At 55.7% G+C, this 15791-nt stretch carries 17 protein-coding genes and 1 tRNA gene; 7 read left to right on the top strand and 11 right to left on the bottom strand.

The genetic code is table 11. The annotated features are described in order from the left end of the window. Positions 1 to 294: 294 nt before the first annotated feature. Positions 295 to 978 carry a bactofilin family protein gene (locus GCE01_RS03650; protein ID WP_249211332.1) on the bottom strand — a complete coding sequence of 228 codons (684 nt, stop codon included), beginning with the start codon at positions 976 to 978 and terminating at the stop codon, positions 295 to 297. On the opposite strand from GCE01_RS03650, the gene GCE01_RS16790 reads away from it, so the two are divergent. Then, the gene (locus GCE01_RS16790; RefSeq protein ID WP_167386095.1) at positions 872 to 1138 is read left to right on the top strand and encodes a hypothetical protein; all 267 of its coding nucleotides are present in this window, start codon (positions 872 to 874) and stop codon (positions 1136 to 1138) included. The two genes, GCE01_RS03650 and GCE01_RS16790, sit on opposite strands and share 107 nt — an antisense overlap. A 134-nt stretch (positions 1139 to 1272) precedes the next feature. Continuing rightward, complete coding sequence (locus GCE01_RS03645; RefSeq protein WP_099210979.1) at positions 1273 to 2253, top strand: adenosine kinase; 981 nt, start codon at positions 1273 to 1275, stop codon at positions 2251 to 2253. A 56-nt stretch (positions 2254 to 2309) separates the two neighbouring features. Here GCE01_RS03645 and GCE01_RS03640 read toward each other — a convergent pair whose 3' ends face one another. The 5 genes from GCE01_RS03640 to GCE01_RS03620 all read right to left on the bottom strand — a co-directional run bounded on the left by GCE01_RS03640 (position 2310) and on the right by GCE01_RS03620 (position 7496). Then, the gene (locus GCE01_RS03640) at positions 2310 to 3110 is read right to left on the bottom strand and encodes a c-type cytochrome (RefSeq protein ID WP_244591066.1); all 801 of its coding nucleotides are present in this window, start codon (positions 3108 to 3110) and stop codon (positions 2310 to 2312) included. A 113-nt stretch (positions 3111 to 3223) separates the two neighbouring features. After that, a complete protein-coding gene (hpnK, locus tag GCE01_RS03635) occupies positions 3224 to 4048 on the bottom strand; it encodes a hopanoid biosynthesis-associated protein HpnK (protein ID WP_099210975.1) in 825 nt (274 codons plus the stop codon). 97 nt (positions 4049 to 4145) lie between these two features. Further along, on the bottom strand, positions 4146 to 5570 hold the full coding sequence (gene hpnJ, locus GCE01_RS03630; RefSeq protein WP_086634238.1) for a hopanoid biosynthesis associated radical SAM protein HpnJ: 1425 nt from the start codon (positions 5568 to 5570) through the stop codon (positions 4146 to 4148). Then, the gene (gene hpnI / locus GCE01_RS03625) at positions 5567 to 6781 is read right to left on the bottom strand and encodes a bacteriohopanetetrol glucosamine biosynthesis glycosyltransferase HpnI (protein WP_099210973.1); all 1215 of its coding nucleotides are present in this window, start codon (positions 6779 to 6781) and stop codon (positions 5567 to 5569) included. The genes hpnJ and hpnI overlap by 4 nt, the downstream gene beginning before the upstream one ends. 58 nt (positions 6782 to 6839) lie before the next feature. After that, positions 6840 to 7496, bottom strand: coding sequence for an ABC transporter substrate-binding protein (locus GCE01_RS03620; RefSeq protein WP_099210971.1), 657 nt, complete (start codon positions 7494 to 7496; stop codon positions 6840 to 6842). 302 nt (positions 7497 to 7798) lie between these two features. On the opposite strand from GCE01_RS03620, the gene hpnH reads away from it, so the two are divergent. Next, on the top strand, positions 7799 to 8995 hold the full coding sequence (gene hpnH, locus GCE01_RS03615) for an adenosyl-hopene transferase HpnH (protein WP_099210969.1): 1197 nt from the start codon (positions 7799 to 7801) through the stop codon (positions 8993 to 8995). A gap of 154 nt (positions 8996 to 9149) precedes the next feature. After that, on the top strand, positions 9150 to 10442 hold the full coding sequence (locus GCE01_RS03610) for a hemolysin family protein (protein ID WP_064273570.1): 1293 nt from the start codon (positions 9150 to 9152) through the stop codon (positions 10440 to 10442). Positions 10443 to 10454: 12 nt separating this feature from the next. On the opposite strand, the gene GCE01_RS03605 is transcribed toward GCE01_RS03610, so the two are convergent. Genes GCE01_RS03605 through GCE01_RS03595 form a run of 3 tightly spaced genes read right to left on the bottom strand, consistent with a single transcriptional unit; the run spans position 10455 to position 12288 of the window. Further along, positions 10455 to 10862, bottom strand: a complete 408-nt coding sequence (locus GCE01_RS03605) for a flagellar protein FlgN (RefSeq protein WP_244591065.1) — start codon at positions 10860 to 10862, stop codon at positions 10455 to 10457. After that, positions 10859 to 11158, bottom strand: a complete 300-nt coding sequence (locus GCE01_RS03600) for a rod-binding protein (protein ID WP_086634242.1) — start codon at positions 11156 to 11158, stop codon at positions 10859 to 10861. The genes GCE01_RS03605 and GCE01_RS03600 overlap by 4 nt, the downstream gene beginning before the upstream one ends. Then, entirely contained in the window at positions 11158 to 12288 is a 1131-nt protein-coding gene (locus tag GCE01_RS03595; RefSeq protein WP_099210967.1) for a flagellar basal body P-ring protein FlgI, read from the bottom strand. The genes GCE01_RS03600 and GCE01_RS03595 overlap by 1 nt, the downstream gene beginning before the upstream one ends. A gap of 231 nt (positions 12289 to 12519) precedes the next feature. Between GCE01_RS03595 and dksA the strand changes: the two genes are divergently transcribed. Together dksA and GCE01_RS03585 are read left to right on the top strand one after the other, a co-directional pair. Further along, positions 12520 to 12933 carry an RNA polymerase-binding protein DksA gene (dksA, locus tag GCE01_RS03590; protein WP_046900902.1) on the top strand — a complete coding sequence of 138 codons (414 nt, stop codon included), beginning with the start codon at positions 12520 to 12522 and terminating at the stop codon, positions 12931 to 12933. A gap of 55 nt (positions 12934 to 12988) precedes the next feature. After that, positions 12989 to 13063, top strand: a tRNA-Thr gene (locus GCE01_RS03585). A gap of 97 nt (positions 13064 to 13160) precedes the next feature. Here GCE01_RS03585 and GCE01_RS03580 read toward each other — a convergent pair. Then, positions 13161 to 13814 (bottom strand): TetR/AcrR family transcriptional regulator, encoded by a 654-nt coding sequence (locus GCE01_RS03580; RefSeq protein ID WP_099210965.1) that lies wholly within the window; start codon positions 13812 to 13814, stop codon positions 13161 to 13163. 301 nt (positions 13815 to 14115) lie between these two features. Continuing rightward, positions 14116 to 14256 carry a hypothetical protein gene (locus GCE01_RS16785; protein WP_167386104.1) on the bottom strand — a complete coding sequence of 47 codons (141 nt, stop codon included), beginning with the start codon at positions 14254 to 14256 and terminating at the stop codon, positions 14116 to 14118. Between the two features lie 36 nt (positions 14257 to 14292). On the opposite strand from GCE01_RS16785, the gene GCE01_RS03575 reads away from it, so the two are divergent. Continuing rightward, the gene (locus GCE01_RS03575; RefSeq protein WP_064273575.1) at positions 14293 to 15789 is read left to right on the top strand and encodes an aldehyde dehydrogenase family protein; all 1497 of its coding nucleotides are present in this window, start codon (positions 14293 to 14295) and stop codon (positions 15787 to 15789) included. The last annotated feature ends 2 nt before the right edge of the window (positions 15790 to 15791 follow it).

The following is a 15791-nucleotide window of genomic DNA, read 5'->3' as shown; positions in this document are numbered from 1 at the left end:
GTCCTGATGCGGTTTAGGTAGATGCGCCGATATACACATTATGTTGTAAAGTTAGATTTAAACTCCCATTTAATACAGAGATTTAATTAAATGCAGATTTAATCTGTTGTTTGATGCCGTGAATTCTATACGGCGTGTAATGAATATATATTTATTAAAAGCAAATTTATTATAGAAAAAAACGGATTTGTATCGGAAGTTTTCTTTTCTGGTCATTGTGTATACGAAAAAGCCCGCTCCCCAGTCATGGGAAGCGGGCTTTTTCGATACCTTCAGAGAAAGATGGAGGCCGGATCAGCCTTCAGCTTTTTCCTCAGCAGCTTCCGGAGCAGCCTTCGCAGGTTCCACGATCGGGGAACGTGGGGCGACGCCATCCGTGATCATTTCGAGCTGACCGGTGATCTGGCCACCATCTTCAACCTGCAGACGACGGCACTTTGCCTTGCCGATCAGACGACCGCTGCCGCGGATCGTAAGGCTGCCGTTGACAGTTAGGGTGCCGTCAATCGTGCCGGCAACTTCTGCATCTTCAACTTCGATCGCACCGCGGAAGACACCGCCCTGTGCAACAACGACTTCCGCCGCCTGAATCATGCTGGACTCGACAGTCCCTTCAACGACCAGACGCTCGGCATCCTGAACCGAACCCTGAACGCTGATACCACGGCCGACGACCAGCGTGCGACGCTCCGGACCCGTCTGGCGCGGTGCTCCCGGTACGCCTGCTGCACCCGGACGGGGCGCAGTTGCCGGCGTTGCGCCCGGCAGGTTGTTCGGGGATGGCGGCGCCGGGAAAGGGGTACGACCCATAGATGCGGGGTCCTTCTGCTGGTTGGGCTGAGGGCTGGCTGTTCCGGATCCGGACGCAGGAGTGGTCTGGCTGGAAGCATCCGGCCGGTTGGGAAAGATGGGCTGCCCGGCGAGCTTGCTTGTCTCGGCAGGCTTTGCGTCTTCTTCCGGTTTGCGTCTTCTGAACAAGGAAACCCCGCTACGGATCTGGAAAGAACAAGGACTATGTCTCGGCCGCTCGACACCGGACCTGCTGGTGCAGGGTTCGTCAGGAACGGCCTCTGACAAGGCTTACACGGTCACGCCCCGAACGGACAACCCGCGCTTGCGTGCAAATGTCATAATCTGACATGCGCAGAACAGGAGAGTGCATTCGTCCCGGGTGTTGGCGTGTTCCCAGAGGGCACCTATGATCGTGTTGATTTAATGGCGCAGATGGCGTCTTGAACGATTTTTTGCCTTTTTGTGAACTCTGGAGCCTTAATGTCAGCCCCCAAGCACGATCTCCTCTGCATCGGCAACGCTATTGTCGATGTTCTTGCCTCTGTTGACCCGGCTGTTATTGCCGATCTTGGTGCAACTCCAGGCAGCATGACACTCATCGATGCGGCAACCGCGCAGGACATTGAAAACCGTATTGCTGTTGAACGTGTTGCCGGTGGCGGCTCTGGTGCCAATACGGCGGTGGTTGCGGCTCGTATGGGCGCAAAAGTCTCTTATCTCGGCAAGGTTGCTGAAGATCAGGCCGGGACGCATTTTACGCAGGATATCCGTGATCAGGGCCTGACTTTCCCGTCCCAGCCACTCGCTGCGTCTGAAAAAATTCCGACCGCGCGCTGCATCGTGCTCGTGACGCCCGATGGACAACGCACCATGTTCACCTATCTCGGGGCCTGTACGGAATTTACACCGGCAGATGTTCATGAAGAGACAGTCACGGATGCTGCCATCACGTACATGGAAGGCTATCTGTATGATAAGCCCCATGCTCAGGCGGCTTTCGAACATGCCGCCACGCTGGCCCGCAAGGCTGGCCGTCAGGTTGCTCTGACGCTGTCAGACACGTTCTGCGTGGGCCGTCATCACGCGGCATTCCGTGGGCTCGTTGCCGGTCACGTCGATATTCTCTTTGCCAACGAAGCCGAGCTTCTGACGCTGTACGAAACGACTGATTTCGAAGACGCTCTGCGTCAGGTTGCTGCAGAAACTCAGCTGGCTATCGTCACGCGGAGCGAGAAGGGCGCTGTCGTCATCAGCAAGGGTGAGCGTCACGACGTTCCGACTACGCCGGTCAAGGTTGTGGATACGACCGGCGCTGGTGATGCATTTGCGGCCGGATTCCTTGCTGGCCTGAGCAAGCAGCATGACCTTGTGACGTGCGCGAAGCTCGGCAATCAGGCTGCTGGTGCCATCATCACGCGCTTTGGTGCGCGGCCGCAGGAAGATTTTGCTTTGCGCGCCTGATACATCACGGGATAATCCGGGAAGTTATTTCCCGGATCATCCCGCAGCTCTGTGCGTCAAAGATGTTTCTGGGCCAATCCTGACTGGCCGACTTCCTGAAGATAGGTCCAGAGTGCATCCAGATCGCTTTCCGAGATGGCACTTTCCGGAAAAGACTCCATGTGTTCGCTTGGCCACTTCCTGACCTGCTTGGGGTTGCGGATGATGGCCCGGAATCCTTTTGGGGTTATGTACTCTGTTACCGGGATGGGGCGCCCGAGATCCGGTCCCATGCTTCCTTCGCCAACGCCCATGAGCTGATGGCAGGGCAGGCAGTTTTCCGCAAAAATGACCTGGCCTTTTGCGGCGGGTTCGCTCGTGCCAGACGGAAGCTCATTACTTGAGGATGGGGTAATGGCAGCGAGCTGGTCGACCCATTGTTCCTGCTTGATGATGCCAACTTCCTCACCGGTCCACACAAGGGCAAACGGTCCAAGGTCATGGCCGTGAGGACGGCGTTTAGGCCACTCCTTGTCTTCAATGGCGATCCACGCAGTGACGTGATGTTTGCGTGCCTGTTCAAAGACACTCCTGGGAATTTCCGCCGTAAAAAGATCTGTAGCCTGAAAAGCCAGCGCATCATCCTGATGGATCAGCGCTGAAAGTGGCATTGCGGGAACGTCTGGTCCTAGAGGCTGCTTGATATGGGACAGATCGAGCCTCTGGGTTTCCGGGCGGTGCAGAAGCTCTTCAACGCTGAATTTATGAACGGTATCGCCGTCTTTGACGCTCAGAACTGTGGATGGATTAGCCCAGGCTGGTGAGGCTACAAGCCCGACGAGAAAAAACAGTTGTTTGAAAACATGCCGTCCGTTCATTCCTGCCTTCACCCCTCTAAATCCTTGTTAATTCAAAAGTCTACAGTTCCCTGATATCATAATGATCTCGGAACGGAGCGAGTAAACAGCAAAAAAACGAGCGGTCTGACGCCTTAAAGATCCGACCAGCCAATCTGCCTTACGTTTTCACGTGTGAAAGCATCGCGAACACCGGGATCGAGAAGCGCCGCGAGTTCACCCTCCTGATCGTAGGTGGGCATGAAGCGATGCATCATGGCGTTTTGAGCTGTGGCGGGGTGGAAATAAATTTCACTGACGCCTTGGGGAAGTTTCGGAATGAGGGCTTGAATGCGGTCAGGGGTCATATGGCCAGACCAGCGCAGCCCGAAACACCAGTCATTGGTCTTGAGGCCTGCTTTGTGGATCTGATGGCGAAGGACTCCAATCCAGCGACGCAAGGCGCGATCACCGATGCTATCTTTTGCGTCCACAGGCTCAGGTGGCTCAAACGGAGAGCGCACAGCTTTCAGGCCATGCTCCAGCCCCGATTCAATCAGGAAGCGCCCGACAGTGGGGTGGAGATGCATATGCTTGTGGGCATTCGCGTGATCCAGCGGAAGGCCTGTACGGGCAAAGACGCGGTACTGCGCTTCGATTTCCCGGCGGATGGCGCTTCGGGCATGGGGACTGAAGAAATATTCGACGCCAAGCCGCAGCTGGTTGCGACCAAACCAGCCCTGTTCATCCGTGATGGCGGGAAGATCCAATACGGATTTCCCTTCGATCGCGACGACGTGCAATCCGACTTTCAGGTCAGGCATGGCTTTCGCCCGACGGACAGCGTCTGCTGCGGCATCTCCGGCGACCATCAGGCTCGCTGTTGAAAGGACGCCCTTACGATGGGCTGCCTCGATGGCTTCGTTGACTTCCAGGCTCATGCCGAAATCATCGGCGGAAACAATGGCGCGACGGGTCATGATGAAGCTCCGGAACAGGGGGCGAGGGTCATGAAAAAAGGGGCATGGCCGTCAAGCCATGCCCCTTTTCGAGAGAACGAGGCCGTCAGGGACGGTCTCAGGCCGCGTGACGGTCCTTAAGGAACTGGAAGAATTCCACACCTTCGCGCAGACGACGCTTCATCATTTGCGGGCTGCGGATCATCTCGTTCAGGATGGAAGCGATCTTGGAGCCGCGGAAATAGAATTTCCGGTAGAATTCCTCGACGCTTTCGAAGATTTCCGTGTGCGACAGGTGCGGGTAGTGCAGGGGAGCAATCTGCACACCGTTCTCGTCAATCAGTTCGGCCGCATCGACGTTCAGCCAGCCATTCTCAGTGGCCTGCTTGTGGAGTGCCGTACCCGGATAAGGAGCGGCCAGGGAAACCTGCAGCGTGTGCGGGTTGATTTCCTTGGCGAAAGCGATGGTCTCCTGAATGGTTTCCTTCGTCTCGCCGGGCAGGCCAACAATGAACGTGCCGTGGATCTTGATGCCCAGCTTGTGGCAGTTCTTCGTGAATTCCTTGGCGACTTCGACGCGCATGCCCTTCTTGATGTTGTGAAGGATCTGCTGGTTGCCGCTTTCGTAACCCACGAGGAGAAGGCGCAGGCCGTTTTCCTTCATGATCTTCAGCGTGTCGTAAGGAACGTTCGCTTTGGCATTGCAGGACCACGTAACACCCAGCTTGCCCATTTCGCGGGCAATGGCTTCGGCGCGCGGCAGATCGTCCGTGAAGGTGTCATCATCGAACATGAATTCCTGCACATCCGGGAAGTACTGCTTGGCGAGACGGATCTCGGCCGCAACATGCTCCGGGCTACGCGTGCGGTAGCGATGGCCGCCAACCGTTTGCGGCCACAGGCAGAACGTGCAGCGGGATTTGCAGCCACGGCCCGTGTAGATGGAAATGTATGGGTGTTTCAGGTAGCCGATGAAGTAGTCGTTGATGTTGAGATCACGCTTGTAGACTTCCGTTACGAACGGGAGGCTGTCCATGTCCTCAATCATCGCGCGTTCTTTGTTCGCGATGATCTCGCCGTCAGCGTTACGCCAAGTGATGCCGTCCACTTCCGCCAGCGGCTTGCCCTCGGCGATTTCCTTGATCGTGAAATCGAACTCGTTGCGCGCCACGAAGTCGATCGGGCCACCCTGTCTCATGCTCTCGTCAGGCTGCACGGCAACCTTGGCGCCGACCATGCCGATCATGATCTTCGGGTTGGCGTCCTTGATCATCTGCGCCACGCGGACGTCTGATGCGAAGGACGGCGTGGAGGTGTGCATGACGACGAGGTCGCGATTCTTCACGTCCTCAAGGATCGGATCCATGCCCATCTTCGCCGGCGGGGCGTCGATCAGGCGGGAGCCGGGCACCAGAGCTGCCGGTTGAGCCAGCCATGTTGGAAACCAGAAAGACTTGATTTCACGCTTGGCCTGATAACGGGAACCAGCACCACCATCGAAGCCGTCGAAGGAAGGAGGCTGGAGAAAAAGGGTTCTCATCATGATCGGACACTCCTGTGGGTGGTGGCGCCAGACTGGAACGCTGTGGCGCGCGCCGAAGATTTACGTTTTCTTCGGGCGATATGGACCGTTCTGCCGCGCCATGCAACGCGTGACCCTCTTGCACTGCCCACCATGATGGCTGCGGAGAGCCAGTCACGGATGACCAGAAGAGGGATTGCAGCGGGCAAAGGACACTCCGTTGCACGGTCTATAATGCGGCTTCCAAGGCCACGAATGGCCCAGGTCAGCCCCAGCAGAAGCCAGGTCCACCATGTATTGGGACGAAAAAGAACGGCTGTGACGGCCCAGAACAGCGGAAGCTGAATGGAAGACAGGCCATAGCCGACGGGTTCCACATTCTTGACGGTTCTGCCCCAGCGTAACTCGTGGGAGAGCAACTCGCTGAGGGTGTGTTCGCCAACAGTGGTATGGGTGAGGGACGGCGCAATGGCGATACCCTGACCACGCTGACGAACAAGCTGACCAAGTTCAGCATCGTCCGCCACGTGATCGACCAGAGCTTCCAGTCCGCCAATGTCAGTCAGTGTCTGTCGTGTGAGAGCCATGGTGGCGCCCAGACAGTCCTGACGACCCAGCAGGCGTGACATCATCACGCCTGGCAGGAAATTGTGGTTGATCTGACAGGCGCCAAGTTGCTGGACCAGCGTTCCACCAGCTGTGCGCCCGGCATAAAGAGTCGTCACAAGTCCGACACCTGGAGCTTCAAGGCTGGAAACGACGTGCTTCAGGTAAGTCGGAGCGCAGTGAATATCAGAGTCTGAAATGACCAGAACATCGTGGCGCCCCTCATCGAACATGTTGATGAGGTTGCTGACTTTCCGGTTCGGACCGTGTTCGTCCGAATTGATCACAATGCTGACTGGGATCTGAGGGTATTTCTGACGAAGATCCTGCACGACAGACAGAGCCGTATCGGCTTCGTCGTGAACGCCAAAGACAATCTGGAAGTCCGGATAGTCCTGCGCGAAGACACTCTCAAGCGCTTCCCGGAGCAGAGGCTCATTGCCGTGAAGAGGCTTGAGTACTGTAACAGCTGGCCAACGCCTGCCCGACATGCGGACGGCCTCGTCCTCTCGACGTTCCCGCGTGCGGAAACGTGCAAGAAGGGTCGCCCCCGTAAGGGCCTGAATATTTCCAGCTACAGATACGAGTGTACAGAAGCCAGCTGCAATGGAGAGAGGTGAAGGCACGGCGGTCTTTTATCTCCCCTTCACATCAGGAAGGAAGAGCTTCGTAGCCGCGCGGGACTCAATCATGCAGGAATTTGGTCGTTTTCCGGTCCAGCAGATCTGCAAGACCGCTTGCACCGCCCTGAGACAGAGCGCCGCCGAAATCGGCACGTTGTGCGGCAACCTGGCTGATATGGGCATCCAGAAGAATGTCTGTGATGCGCCAGCCTGAGGGGCCACTCGTCATGATGTAATCGATTGGCGTGCCACCATCAGAGCCGCCGCCAATGGTCGTATCCACAATCTGGCCACCCGTTGGGTTTGGGCGGGTCTGCGGCAGGATAGTGAAGACGGCGTTGCTTCCCGGTTTGAAAGAAGATGCATATCGCGCGATTGTGAACTGACGGAACGATCCAAGCAGACGGGTGCGATCAGCTGCGCTCAGATTATTATAGCGCACCCCCACAGAGCGACGCAGAATGGCCTCAAGATCAAACGCATGGTCAACGGCCGGCGCAATCATTGTGGCGCGTTGCTGTGCGGTCTTGCCTGTCGTCTGCGCAGTTTTCAGAGCATCATATAAACCCTGAATTGGCGCGGCTGGCGCGGATGCAGAGCTTTCGCTGGCTGATGGGGCGGTCTGGGCTTGCGCTGCTGCCACCGGGACGCCTGCGAAGAGGCTGGTCACAAGAAGGGACAGAGTCGCGTTCTGGGCAAATCGGGAATTCATGGTCATGCTTTCGTCCTCTGAGACGTTTTATGCAAGAGGTCATGCTCTTGCTGCACGGTATCAACCGCCGGATGCGGAAATCGTTCTGTGGTCGAATGGCCACATCACTACATAGAATTGCAACCAACGACATTGAGGCCCACATGGCAATGAGGCTATAGCCAGTCAATCAAGAGTCCGATGCGCCTTCTCGGTGCCGGTTAACACAAACCGACATTGCCTAGGCCATACGGGCCTCATTCAGATGTTTAGGGCCCCGGCGCGCTGTCACGGCGTACACTGTCGGTGGCTAGAACCAGAGGATTATAATGGCCGTTCCTTTGATGCAGGCTGTCCGAGTCGGACGGTACGTTGTCAAGCAGCACCTCACGGGCCGCAAGCGATATCCGCTGGTCCTGATGCTCGAACCGCTGTTCCGCTGCAATCTGGCGTGTGCCGGTTGTGGTAAAATCGACTACCCGGCACAGATCCTGAACCAGCGCATGAGCTTGCAGGAATGTCTGGATGCCGACACGGAAGCAGACGCCCCCGTCATTGCCGTTGCAGGTGGTGAACCCCTTCTGCACAAGGAAATGCCTCAGATCATCAAGGGTCTGATTGCGCGCAAGAAGTACGTTTACCTTTGCACAAACGGTCTTCTCCTTGAGAAGAAGCTCGACGATTACGAGCCATCCCACTTCTTCTCTTGGGACGTGCATCTGGACGGTGACAAGCTGATGCATGACTCGTCAGTCTGTCAGGACGGCGTGTTCGAGAAGGCGACGGCAGCAATCCGGGCTGCCAAGGCTCGTGGCTTCCGCGTTTCCATTAACTGCACGGTCTTTGATGGTGCGGTTCCTGAGCGTCTGGCTGCGTTCTTCGATGAAGTCATGGCTCTGGGCGTTGATGGCATCATGACAGCTCCGGGCTATGCTTACGAGCGCGCTCCGGATCAGGCTCACTTCCTGAACCGCCAGAAGACCAAGCAGCTTTTCCGCGATGTCTTCCGTCTGGGTAAGGGCAAGAAGTGGCGCTTCACACAGTCGCCGCTGTTCCTGAACTTCCTGGCTGGCAACGAGAACTACCACTGCACGCCATGGGGCAAGCCGCTCCGTACCGTGTTTGGCTGGCAGCGTCCCTGCTATCTGCTGGGTGAAGGCTATGCCAAAACCTTCAAAGAGCTGATGGACGACACCGAGTGGGAGAAGTATGGCACAGGCGCATACGAGAAATGCGCTGACTGCATGGTTCACTCAGGCTACGAATCCACAGCTGTGATGGATGCCGTTCGTCGTCCCTGGCACATCGCCAAGGTCGCACTGTTCGGACCGGAAACTGAAAAGCCGATGGTCCCGGAAATCTCGCTCGCTAACCAGCGCCCTGCCGAATACGGCTATGAAGCGCAGGTTGAGCAGCAGATGGAAAAAATCACGACAGGTGGCAAGCCGGCGCGTGGTCCGCGTGTCCGTGTAAATGGCCGCCCGGCAGCCAATACTGTGACTGCGGCAGCTGACGCCGCTGACTGACACAGTCTTTTTTGGACTGGATTATGCAGAAAAACCGGCCTTCGAGGCCGGTTTTTTTGTATTCTGTCATACAGAACTACGAGTGTGGCATGAATGTCATGGTGTCGAACGGCAGTCCTGACTATCATCAGGGTCTCATTACTCCGGCCGGACCATGTTGACCCCGATCTTTGTTATTTGCCTGCTTATTCTTCTGAATGCTGTTTTTGCCATGGGAGAGCTGGCACTTATTTCAGCCAAGCGCCCTCGGCTGGAAGTCCTTGCAAAGCAGGGTTTCCGCGGTGCGCCCGCAGCACTCCGCCTTGCGGAAGACCCGCATGCGTTTCTTCCTACCGTCCAGATCGGCATGACGCTGGTTTCAATTCTGGAAGGTACGTTTGGTGGAAGCCAGATTGAAGCCAACATCCGGGACTGGATAGCAACCGTTCCCGCTCTGCACCCCTTTGCGGGTGAGCTCTCGATTGTTCTGGTCGTGGCGATCATAACTTTTGCGATGCTGGTATTTGGTGAACTGGTTCCCAAACAGATTGCCTTGCAGCAGCCTGAGATCATAGCGTCTCGCCTGTCCTGGCTCCTGGTGGTCGTTGCCCGCGTCGCTCAGCCTGTCGTGTGGCTTCTGAGCGGCACTTCATCGCTTGTACTGCGCCTGCTTCGTGTCGGGCCTCTGACCCGTGCCGCTGTGACGGAGGAAGAGCTCCGAGCGGTTCTGGCGGAAGGCGCGCGCGCCGGCGTTCTGGAAACGGACGAACAGGCCATGATCGAACGTCTGCTCCGGCTGGCTGACCGTCCCGTCCGAGCCATCATGACACCTCGTAATGAGCTGTTCTGGGTAGATCGCCACGCTGATCAGGAAACGCTCGTGCGCAAGCTCAGGCAGTCATCCTATGCGCGTATCGTGGTGTGTGAGGGGGACGTCGATCATCCGGTTGGTGTCATTCTTGCCAAAGACATCATGGATCGTCTGTTGCTGGGAATGCCGGTGTCCATTGAGGCAGCATTGCGGGAGCCACCTGTCATTCCTGACAGTCTGAGCGCTCAGGACATGATTGAACGCCTGCGCGGCGTGAATATCGGCATAACTTTCGTTCTGGACGAATACGGCTCTTTCGAAGGTATCGTGACGCCGTCTGACGTTTTCGAGGCCATTGTTGGTGAAGAGAAAACCGAAGCCAATTCCTTCGAGCTTCAGGCCGCTGAGGGGGGAGATGAATACCTGTTTGAGGGTTTCATGCCGGCCGATGAACTGCGCTCGCGCCTTGATCTACCCGAGCTCCCAGGAGGCGGCAGCTATCATACCTTGGGTGGGGTGATACTGGCCTTGTTGCGCCGTGTTCCGGCCAGAGGCGATAAGGTAGCTTTCGAGGGATGGCTTTTCGAAGTGCTCGAAATGGATCGTCGTCGTGTTGCCAAGGTCAAGGTTAGTCGGCAGGTTCTGGCGGAAGACTGATTCCAGTCTCGATCAGGCACGGCTCACAAACAGTGCCTGACGTTTTGCCTCTTCATGGGCGTAAGCCCCCTTATGGCCGTAACTCTGCACCATTTCTGACGATGGAAAAGTCGTCAGCAGTTCTATGACGCGTTTCTGCGAGGCAATTGCGTGCTGGAGCAACTCGCCATTACGCTTGCCCAGCGTAATCATTTTTTTCAGAAGACTACTGTGCTCGGGGAGGAGAGGTGTGCCAGTAAAGGCGCAGGCATCCTTTTCAGAGGCGGTTGCGACTGCCGTCTCCAGTTTTGTCGCGGCAGCCTGTTTCTGAGGGATAAGCTTCAAAGCGTCAGGAAGTCGTGCTTCTGACAGAGCATTGTTTTCAAGTGCCAGAATCGCAATGAGCTCTTCCATTGCCGTAATGATGGACGTGGTCATCATTTCTGTTCCTGCATAGCCAGCATTTGCCGATTGATAGCGTCCGTCATGCCCAGGCCCCCGTTATTTTCCATCTGCTTCGCAATCTGCTCGACCAGCATGGGACGGAATTGCTGCTCTCCTGCTCCCCCACTGAACATATTCTGACTGTCATCGCTGGATTGGAACATGGGTTGAAGCATCTGGTTGATGGTCATGGATTCAAAATCCCTCGCGGCCTTGAGGGTCTTGGCAGCATCCGGGGCATTATCGTGAAGGGCATAGCCCTGTGATAACGACGGTAGATCTGAGACAGTCATCAGCGCATCTCCAGCTCTGCCTGCAGGGCTCCATCTGCTTTGATAGCCTGCAAAATACTGATCATGTCACGAGGGCCAACGCCGAGTGCATTCAGGCCCGACACCAGTTCCCGTAAAGTCGTTCCACCCGGAAGAACGGCTAAATGGTTATTCTTGCCCGTATCAACTTTGACATTGGTACGAGGGACAACAGCGGTCTGACCGTTTGAAAACGGCCCAGGCTGAGAAACCTGTGGAGTTTCCGTGATCTGAACGGTTAGATTGCCCTGCGCAACCGCCACTGTGCTGATACGGACATCAGCGCCCATGATGATTGTTCCGCTGGCTTCGTCCACGATGACCTTGGCTGGGTTGTCGGGTGTCACCAGCAGGTCTCCAATGCGAGACAGCGTGGGGACCGGGTCACGGGTACTGAGGTCCAGCAGGACTGTTCGAGGATCCTCGACAACAGCGATGGGACCTATTGTGCGGTTGATAACGGCTGCCATTCGGCTTGCTGTCGTCAGATCAGGGTTCCGTAGGCTGAGATGCAGATTCTTGCGGTGACTGAGATCGAACGGAACCTCACGCTCTACAACTGCACCATTTGCGATATGGCCACTGGTCGGAACGTTGCGGGTCACGGAAGCAGCAGCACCGCGGGCACTAAAGGCATTTGTCGCCAGGCTACCCTGCGCGACGGCGTAAACTTCGCCATCTGCTGCCATGAGGGGGGTAACGAGGAGTGTTCCCCCTGTCAGGGAGGAGGAATCCCCGGCTGCTGAGACCGTGACGTCAATCCGATTTCCGCCATGGGCAAACGCCGGTAGGTCCGCCGTGACCATGACTGCTGCGACGTCATGAGTCTGTAACTGTGTCTCCTGATCCCGAATGTTGACACCGAGCCGGTTGAGCATGGAAATCAGAGTCTCTCGGGTAAAAATGGAATTTGTCAGCCGGTCCCCTGTGCCGTTGAGGCCGACCACGAGGCCATAGCCAATCAACTGGTTGGTTCTGACGCCTTCCATGTCTGTGATGTCCTTGATGCGGACAGTGGCAGCCAGCGTCAGAGACGGGGCGCCCAGGATAAAAGCGCAGAAAATAGCGGTTAGGCGCCGAAAAATTGGATGAGAGCTGAAGAGGACAGACATGAAAGTTCAGTGAAATCCTGACGGGTTAAACTGTAACAAAGACCCTTTGACACTCAGGATGACGCGGTATCGTAAAGAAACACCTAACACGGGCGCGGAATTCTGCGGTTGAAGGAGAGATGGAATAAAGATCTACGGGGTTGGCGAAATGATCTGTGATGGCTATAAGCCGCGCGTTATCGCCCGCGGCTATCGATCGGACGTTGGCGGATTAGCTGGGATTGGATGCGCATGATTACGCTACCGCCGGATTATACCCCTTCCGACGAAGAAGAATTCATGAACCCCCTCCAGGTGGAGTACTTCAGGCAGAAGCTTCTGCGCTGGCGTGCGGACCTGCTGAAAGAGGCTGACGGCACACTTGCCAGTCTCTCAGAAGGCGGGATTCATGAATCTGACATTACAGACCGTGCAAGCGTCGAAACGGATCGTGCTTTCGAACTGAGAACCCGTGACCGTGCGCGTAAGCTTATTGCCAAGATCAATATGGCTCTGCTCCGGATCGAAGACGGAAGCTACGGTTTCTGTGAGGAAACCGGCGAGCCAATTGGTCTGAAGCGCCTGGAAGCACGTCCGATTGCTACGCTTTCCATCGACGCTCAGGAACGTCACGAGCGCATGGAAAAGGTACATCGCGACGATTAAGGGGGTTGCACTTGGCGCGCTGAAGAGATACGAAGCGCGCCAAGGCACCGGTACTGCTGCTGTAGCTCAGTGGTAGAGCACTCCCTTGGTAAGGGAGAGGTCGACAGTTCAATCCTGTCCAGCAGCACCAGTCTTTTCTTCTTGAAATATGATGCTCAATTAAAATTCTTAGGCTTAACTGGCCTAGAAAACGCGTTTTCTCGCTCAGTGAATTTTAGGGCTAAGGCTCACAGAGAAACAATTCTCAAAATCGTCTCGATGTTAAAGCGAATGCGCTCTGCCTGAGCAGCCTCGGACATCAACTCCCGTTCGAAAATGATCGATCCTGTATACTGGTTGGTGAAGTAGTAGTAGCTGACGGCTGCTATAGTGATATTGAGCTGGACCGGGTCAACGCCCTTTCGGAAAAGTCCCTGCGCCACACCGCGCTTTAAAATCGTGTCAACGAGTCCGACGAAGCGTCTGCTGACAATCTTGACGGTTTCTGAAGACTTTAAATGCCGGGCCTGTGCCAGATTCTCGCTATTCACCAGTGAAATGAACTCAGGGTTCTGGATATAATAATTCCAGGTAAAGCGGACGAGTCGTTCAAGGGCTTCCCGGGGATCTAAGCTATCCAGATCCAGCTTTTTCTCAGATTCGCGAATATCGAAATACGCATTTTCCAGAACTGTCTGGAAGAGTCTCTCTTTACTTTCAAAGTAGTGATAAATCATGCGCTTATTGGCATTGGCTTCCAGCGCGATTGCGTCAACGCGGGCCCCTTCAAGGCCGTTTTTTGCAAACTCTTTTTTTGCGGCCTCGAGAATCCGGCTTTTTGTAGCTTCTGCATCGCGGATTCGAGGGCGGGGCGACTGTGTGTCTGGGGACTGTGCACTCAACGGGAAATCTCGCTTTTTGCTGGAGCCGGGCCTGAAGTTCCCGCTTTATGGCCGGAAACGCGCAGACGTCAAAACATCACATAAAAAATAACATATAAAAGAGATTTACTTATCACTATAACGTGATTTATGAGATTTTTCATTCTGCGCTACCAAAGTAACCATATGGTGCGAAAGGCGCTTTGATCTCTCCATTGTGGAGGGGCGAAACCAGGGGGCAGAATTGAGAAAAATATTCCGCGGTGGCGGTTTTTTCGGAAACATTTTCGAAGGGGCGGCTTTCTTGTGGAGGGTAATATTTTCAAACCGATGCCTGGGTAAGAGATAAATCCTTTTCCAGCGCACCGCTCACAACAGGCGGTTCAACAGCATCTTGACCGTTAAACAATCCTGGTGCGCTGACCGTCTGCTCACGGGACAATCTGAAACGACGATGCGTCATTGAGCGCTCGTCAAAAAAGACAGGGAGAAGCCGTCAATGAACAAGATGGCACAGAAACTGGCTCCATCCGGAGTGGCTCGTGACTTTGGGTTTTTCATCGATGGTGAGTGGCGCCACGGACGTGAGATGTTCGAGCGCAAGTCTCCCAGTCATGATGTTATTGTCACGCGAATTGCACGTTGCACGGAAGACGATCTGAATGATGCGGTAGCCGCCGCGCGTCGTGCGTTTGAGAACGGCACATGGGCTGGTCTGGCAAGCTCAGAACGCAGTGCGATCCTGCTTAAAACGGCTGAGCTTCTGAAGCAGCGTCGCGATGATATCGCCTTCTGGGAAGTGTTGGAGAACGGCAAGCCGATTTCTCAGGCCAAGGCTGAGATCGACAACTGTATTTCCTGTTTCGAGATGGCTGCCGGTGCCGCGCGCCTTCTGCACGGCGACAGCTTCAACAATCTGGGCGAAAGCCTGTTTGGAATGGTTCTGCGCGAGCCGGTGGGTGTCGTTGGCCTCATCACGCCTTGGAACTTCCCGTTTATGATCCTGTGTGAGCGCGTGCCGTTCATTCTGGCATCAGGCTGTACGGTCGTCGTGAAGCCAGCGGAAGTCACCAGCGCAACCACGCTGATGCTGGCCGATATTCTGACGGAAGCCGGCCTGCCAAAGGGCGTCTATAACGTCGTGACGGGCACCGGAAAGAGTGTCGGTCAGGCTCTGACGCAGCATCCGGATGTGGATATGCTGTCCTTCACTGGTTCCACGGGTGTTGGCCGGTCCTGTATCCATGCGTCCGCAGACAGCAACCTCAAGAAGCTTGGCCTAGAGCTTGGTGGCAAGAACCCGATTGTCGTCTTTGCGGACAGCGATCTGGAAGATGCGGCCGATGCGGTGGCCTTTGGGATCAGCTTTAACACCGGGCAATGCTGCGTCTCGTCCAGCCGTCTGATCGTTGAAGAGTCTGTGGCTGACAAGTTTGAAAAGCTTGTTGTCGCCAAGATGGAAAAGATCCGCGTGGGTGACCCGTTTGACCCGGAAACGCAGATTGGCGCCATTACGACGGATGCTCAGAACAAGACCATTCTCGACTATATCGAGAAGGGTAAGGCCGAAGGCGCGCGCGTTCTGTGTGGCGGTAATAAGGTCGATCTGGGTCGTGGGCAGTACATTGCGCCAACGCTCTTCACAAATGTGAAGCCGGATATGTCCATTGCGACGGACGAGATCTTTGGTCCGGTGCTGTCCGTCTTCCGGTTTAGCACCTTGGAAGAAGCGATCTCCCTGGCCAATGACACGGTTTATGGTCTGGCGGCGTCTGTCTGGACGAAGGATATCAGCAAGGCCCTGAAGGTGACGCGCAAGGTTCAGGCCGGGCGCTTCTGGGTTAACACGATCATGGCTGGCGGCCCTGAAATGCCGCTGGGTGGTTTCAAGCAGTCTGGCTGGGGCCGTGAAGCGGGTATGTATGGGGTGGAAGAATACACCCAGATCAAATCCGTTCACGTAGATCTCGGCAAACGGACGCACTGGATCGCATAATG

Origin of the sequence: Gluconobacter cerinus (assembly GCF_002723935.1) — a bacterium.
GTDB lineage: Bacteria > Pseudomonadota > Alphaproteobacteria > Acetobacterales > Acetobacteraceae > Gluconobacter > Gluconobacter cerinus.
This window is presented reverse-complemented; position numbering and strand designations above follow the sequence as displayed.

Excerpts from the sequence above, each read along its gene's own strand:
- GCE01_RS03645 (WP_099210979.1), top strand. The coding sequence starts at position 1,273 with ATGTCAGCCCCCAAGCACGATCTCCTCTGCATCGGCAACGCTATTGTC.
- GCE01_RS03640 (WP_244591066.1), bottom strand. The coding sequence starts at position 3,110 with ATGAACGGACGGCATGTTTTCAAACAACTGTTTTTTCTCGTCGGGCTT.
- hpnK (WP_099210975.1), bottom strand. The coding sequence starts at position 4,048 with ATGACCCGTCGCGCCATTGTTTCCGCCGATGATTTCGGCATGAGCCTG.
- hpnJ (WP_086634238.1), bottom strand. The coding sequence starts at position 5,570 with ATGATGAGAACCCTTTTTCTCCAGCCTCCTTCCTTCGACGGCTTCGAT.
- GCE01_RS03620 (WP_099210971.1), bottom strand. The coding sequence starts at position 7,496 with ATGACCATGAATTCCCGATTTGCCCAGAACGCGACTCTGTCCCTTCTT.
- hpnH (WP_099210969.1), top strand. The coding sequence starts at position 7,799 with ATGGCCGTTCCTTTGATGCAGGCTGTCCGAGTCGGACGGTACGTTGTC.
- GCE01_RS03610 (WP_064273570.1), top strand. The coding sequence starts at position 9,150 with ATGTTGACCCCGATCTTTGTTATTTGCCTGCTTATTCTTCTGAATGCT.
- GCE01_RS03605 (WP_244591065.1), bottom strand. The coding sequence starts at position 10,862 with ATGATGACCACGTCCATCATTACGGCAATGGAAGAGCTCATTGCGATT.
- GCE01_RS03600 (WP_086634242.1), bottom strand. The coding sequence starts at position 11,158 with ATGACTGTCTCAGATCTACCGTCGTTATCACAGGGCTATGCCCTTCAC.
- GCE01_RS03595 (WP_099210967.1), bottom strand. The coding sequence starts at position 12,288 with ATGTCTGTCCTCTTCAGCTCTCATCCAATTTTTCGGCGCCTAACCGCT.
- dksA (WP_046900902.1), top strand. The coding sequence starts at position 12,520 with ATGATTACGCTACCGCCGGATTATACCCCTTCCGACGAAGAAGAATTC.
- GCE01_RS16785 (WP_167386104.1), bottom strand. The coding sequence starts at position 14,256 with ATGACGCATCGTCGTTTCAGATTGTCCCGTGAGCAGACGGTCAGCGCA.
- GCE01_RS03575 (WP_064273575.1), top strand. The coding sequence starts at position 14,293 with ATGAACAAGATGGCACAGAAACTGGCTCCATCCGGAGTGGCTCGTGAC.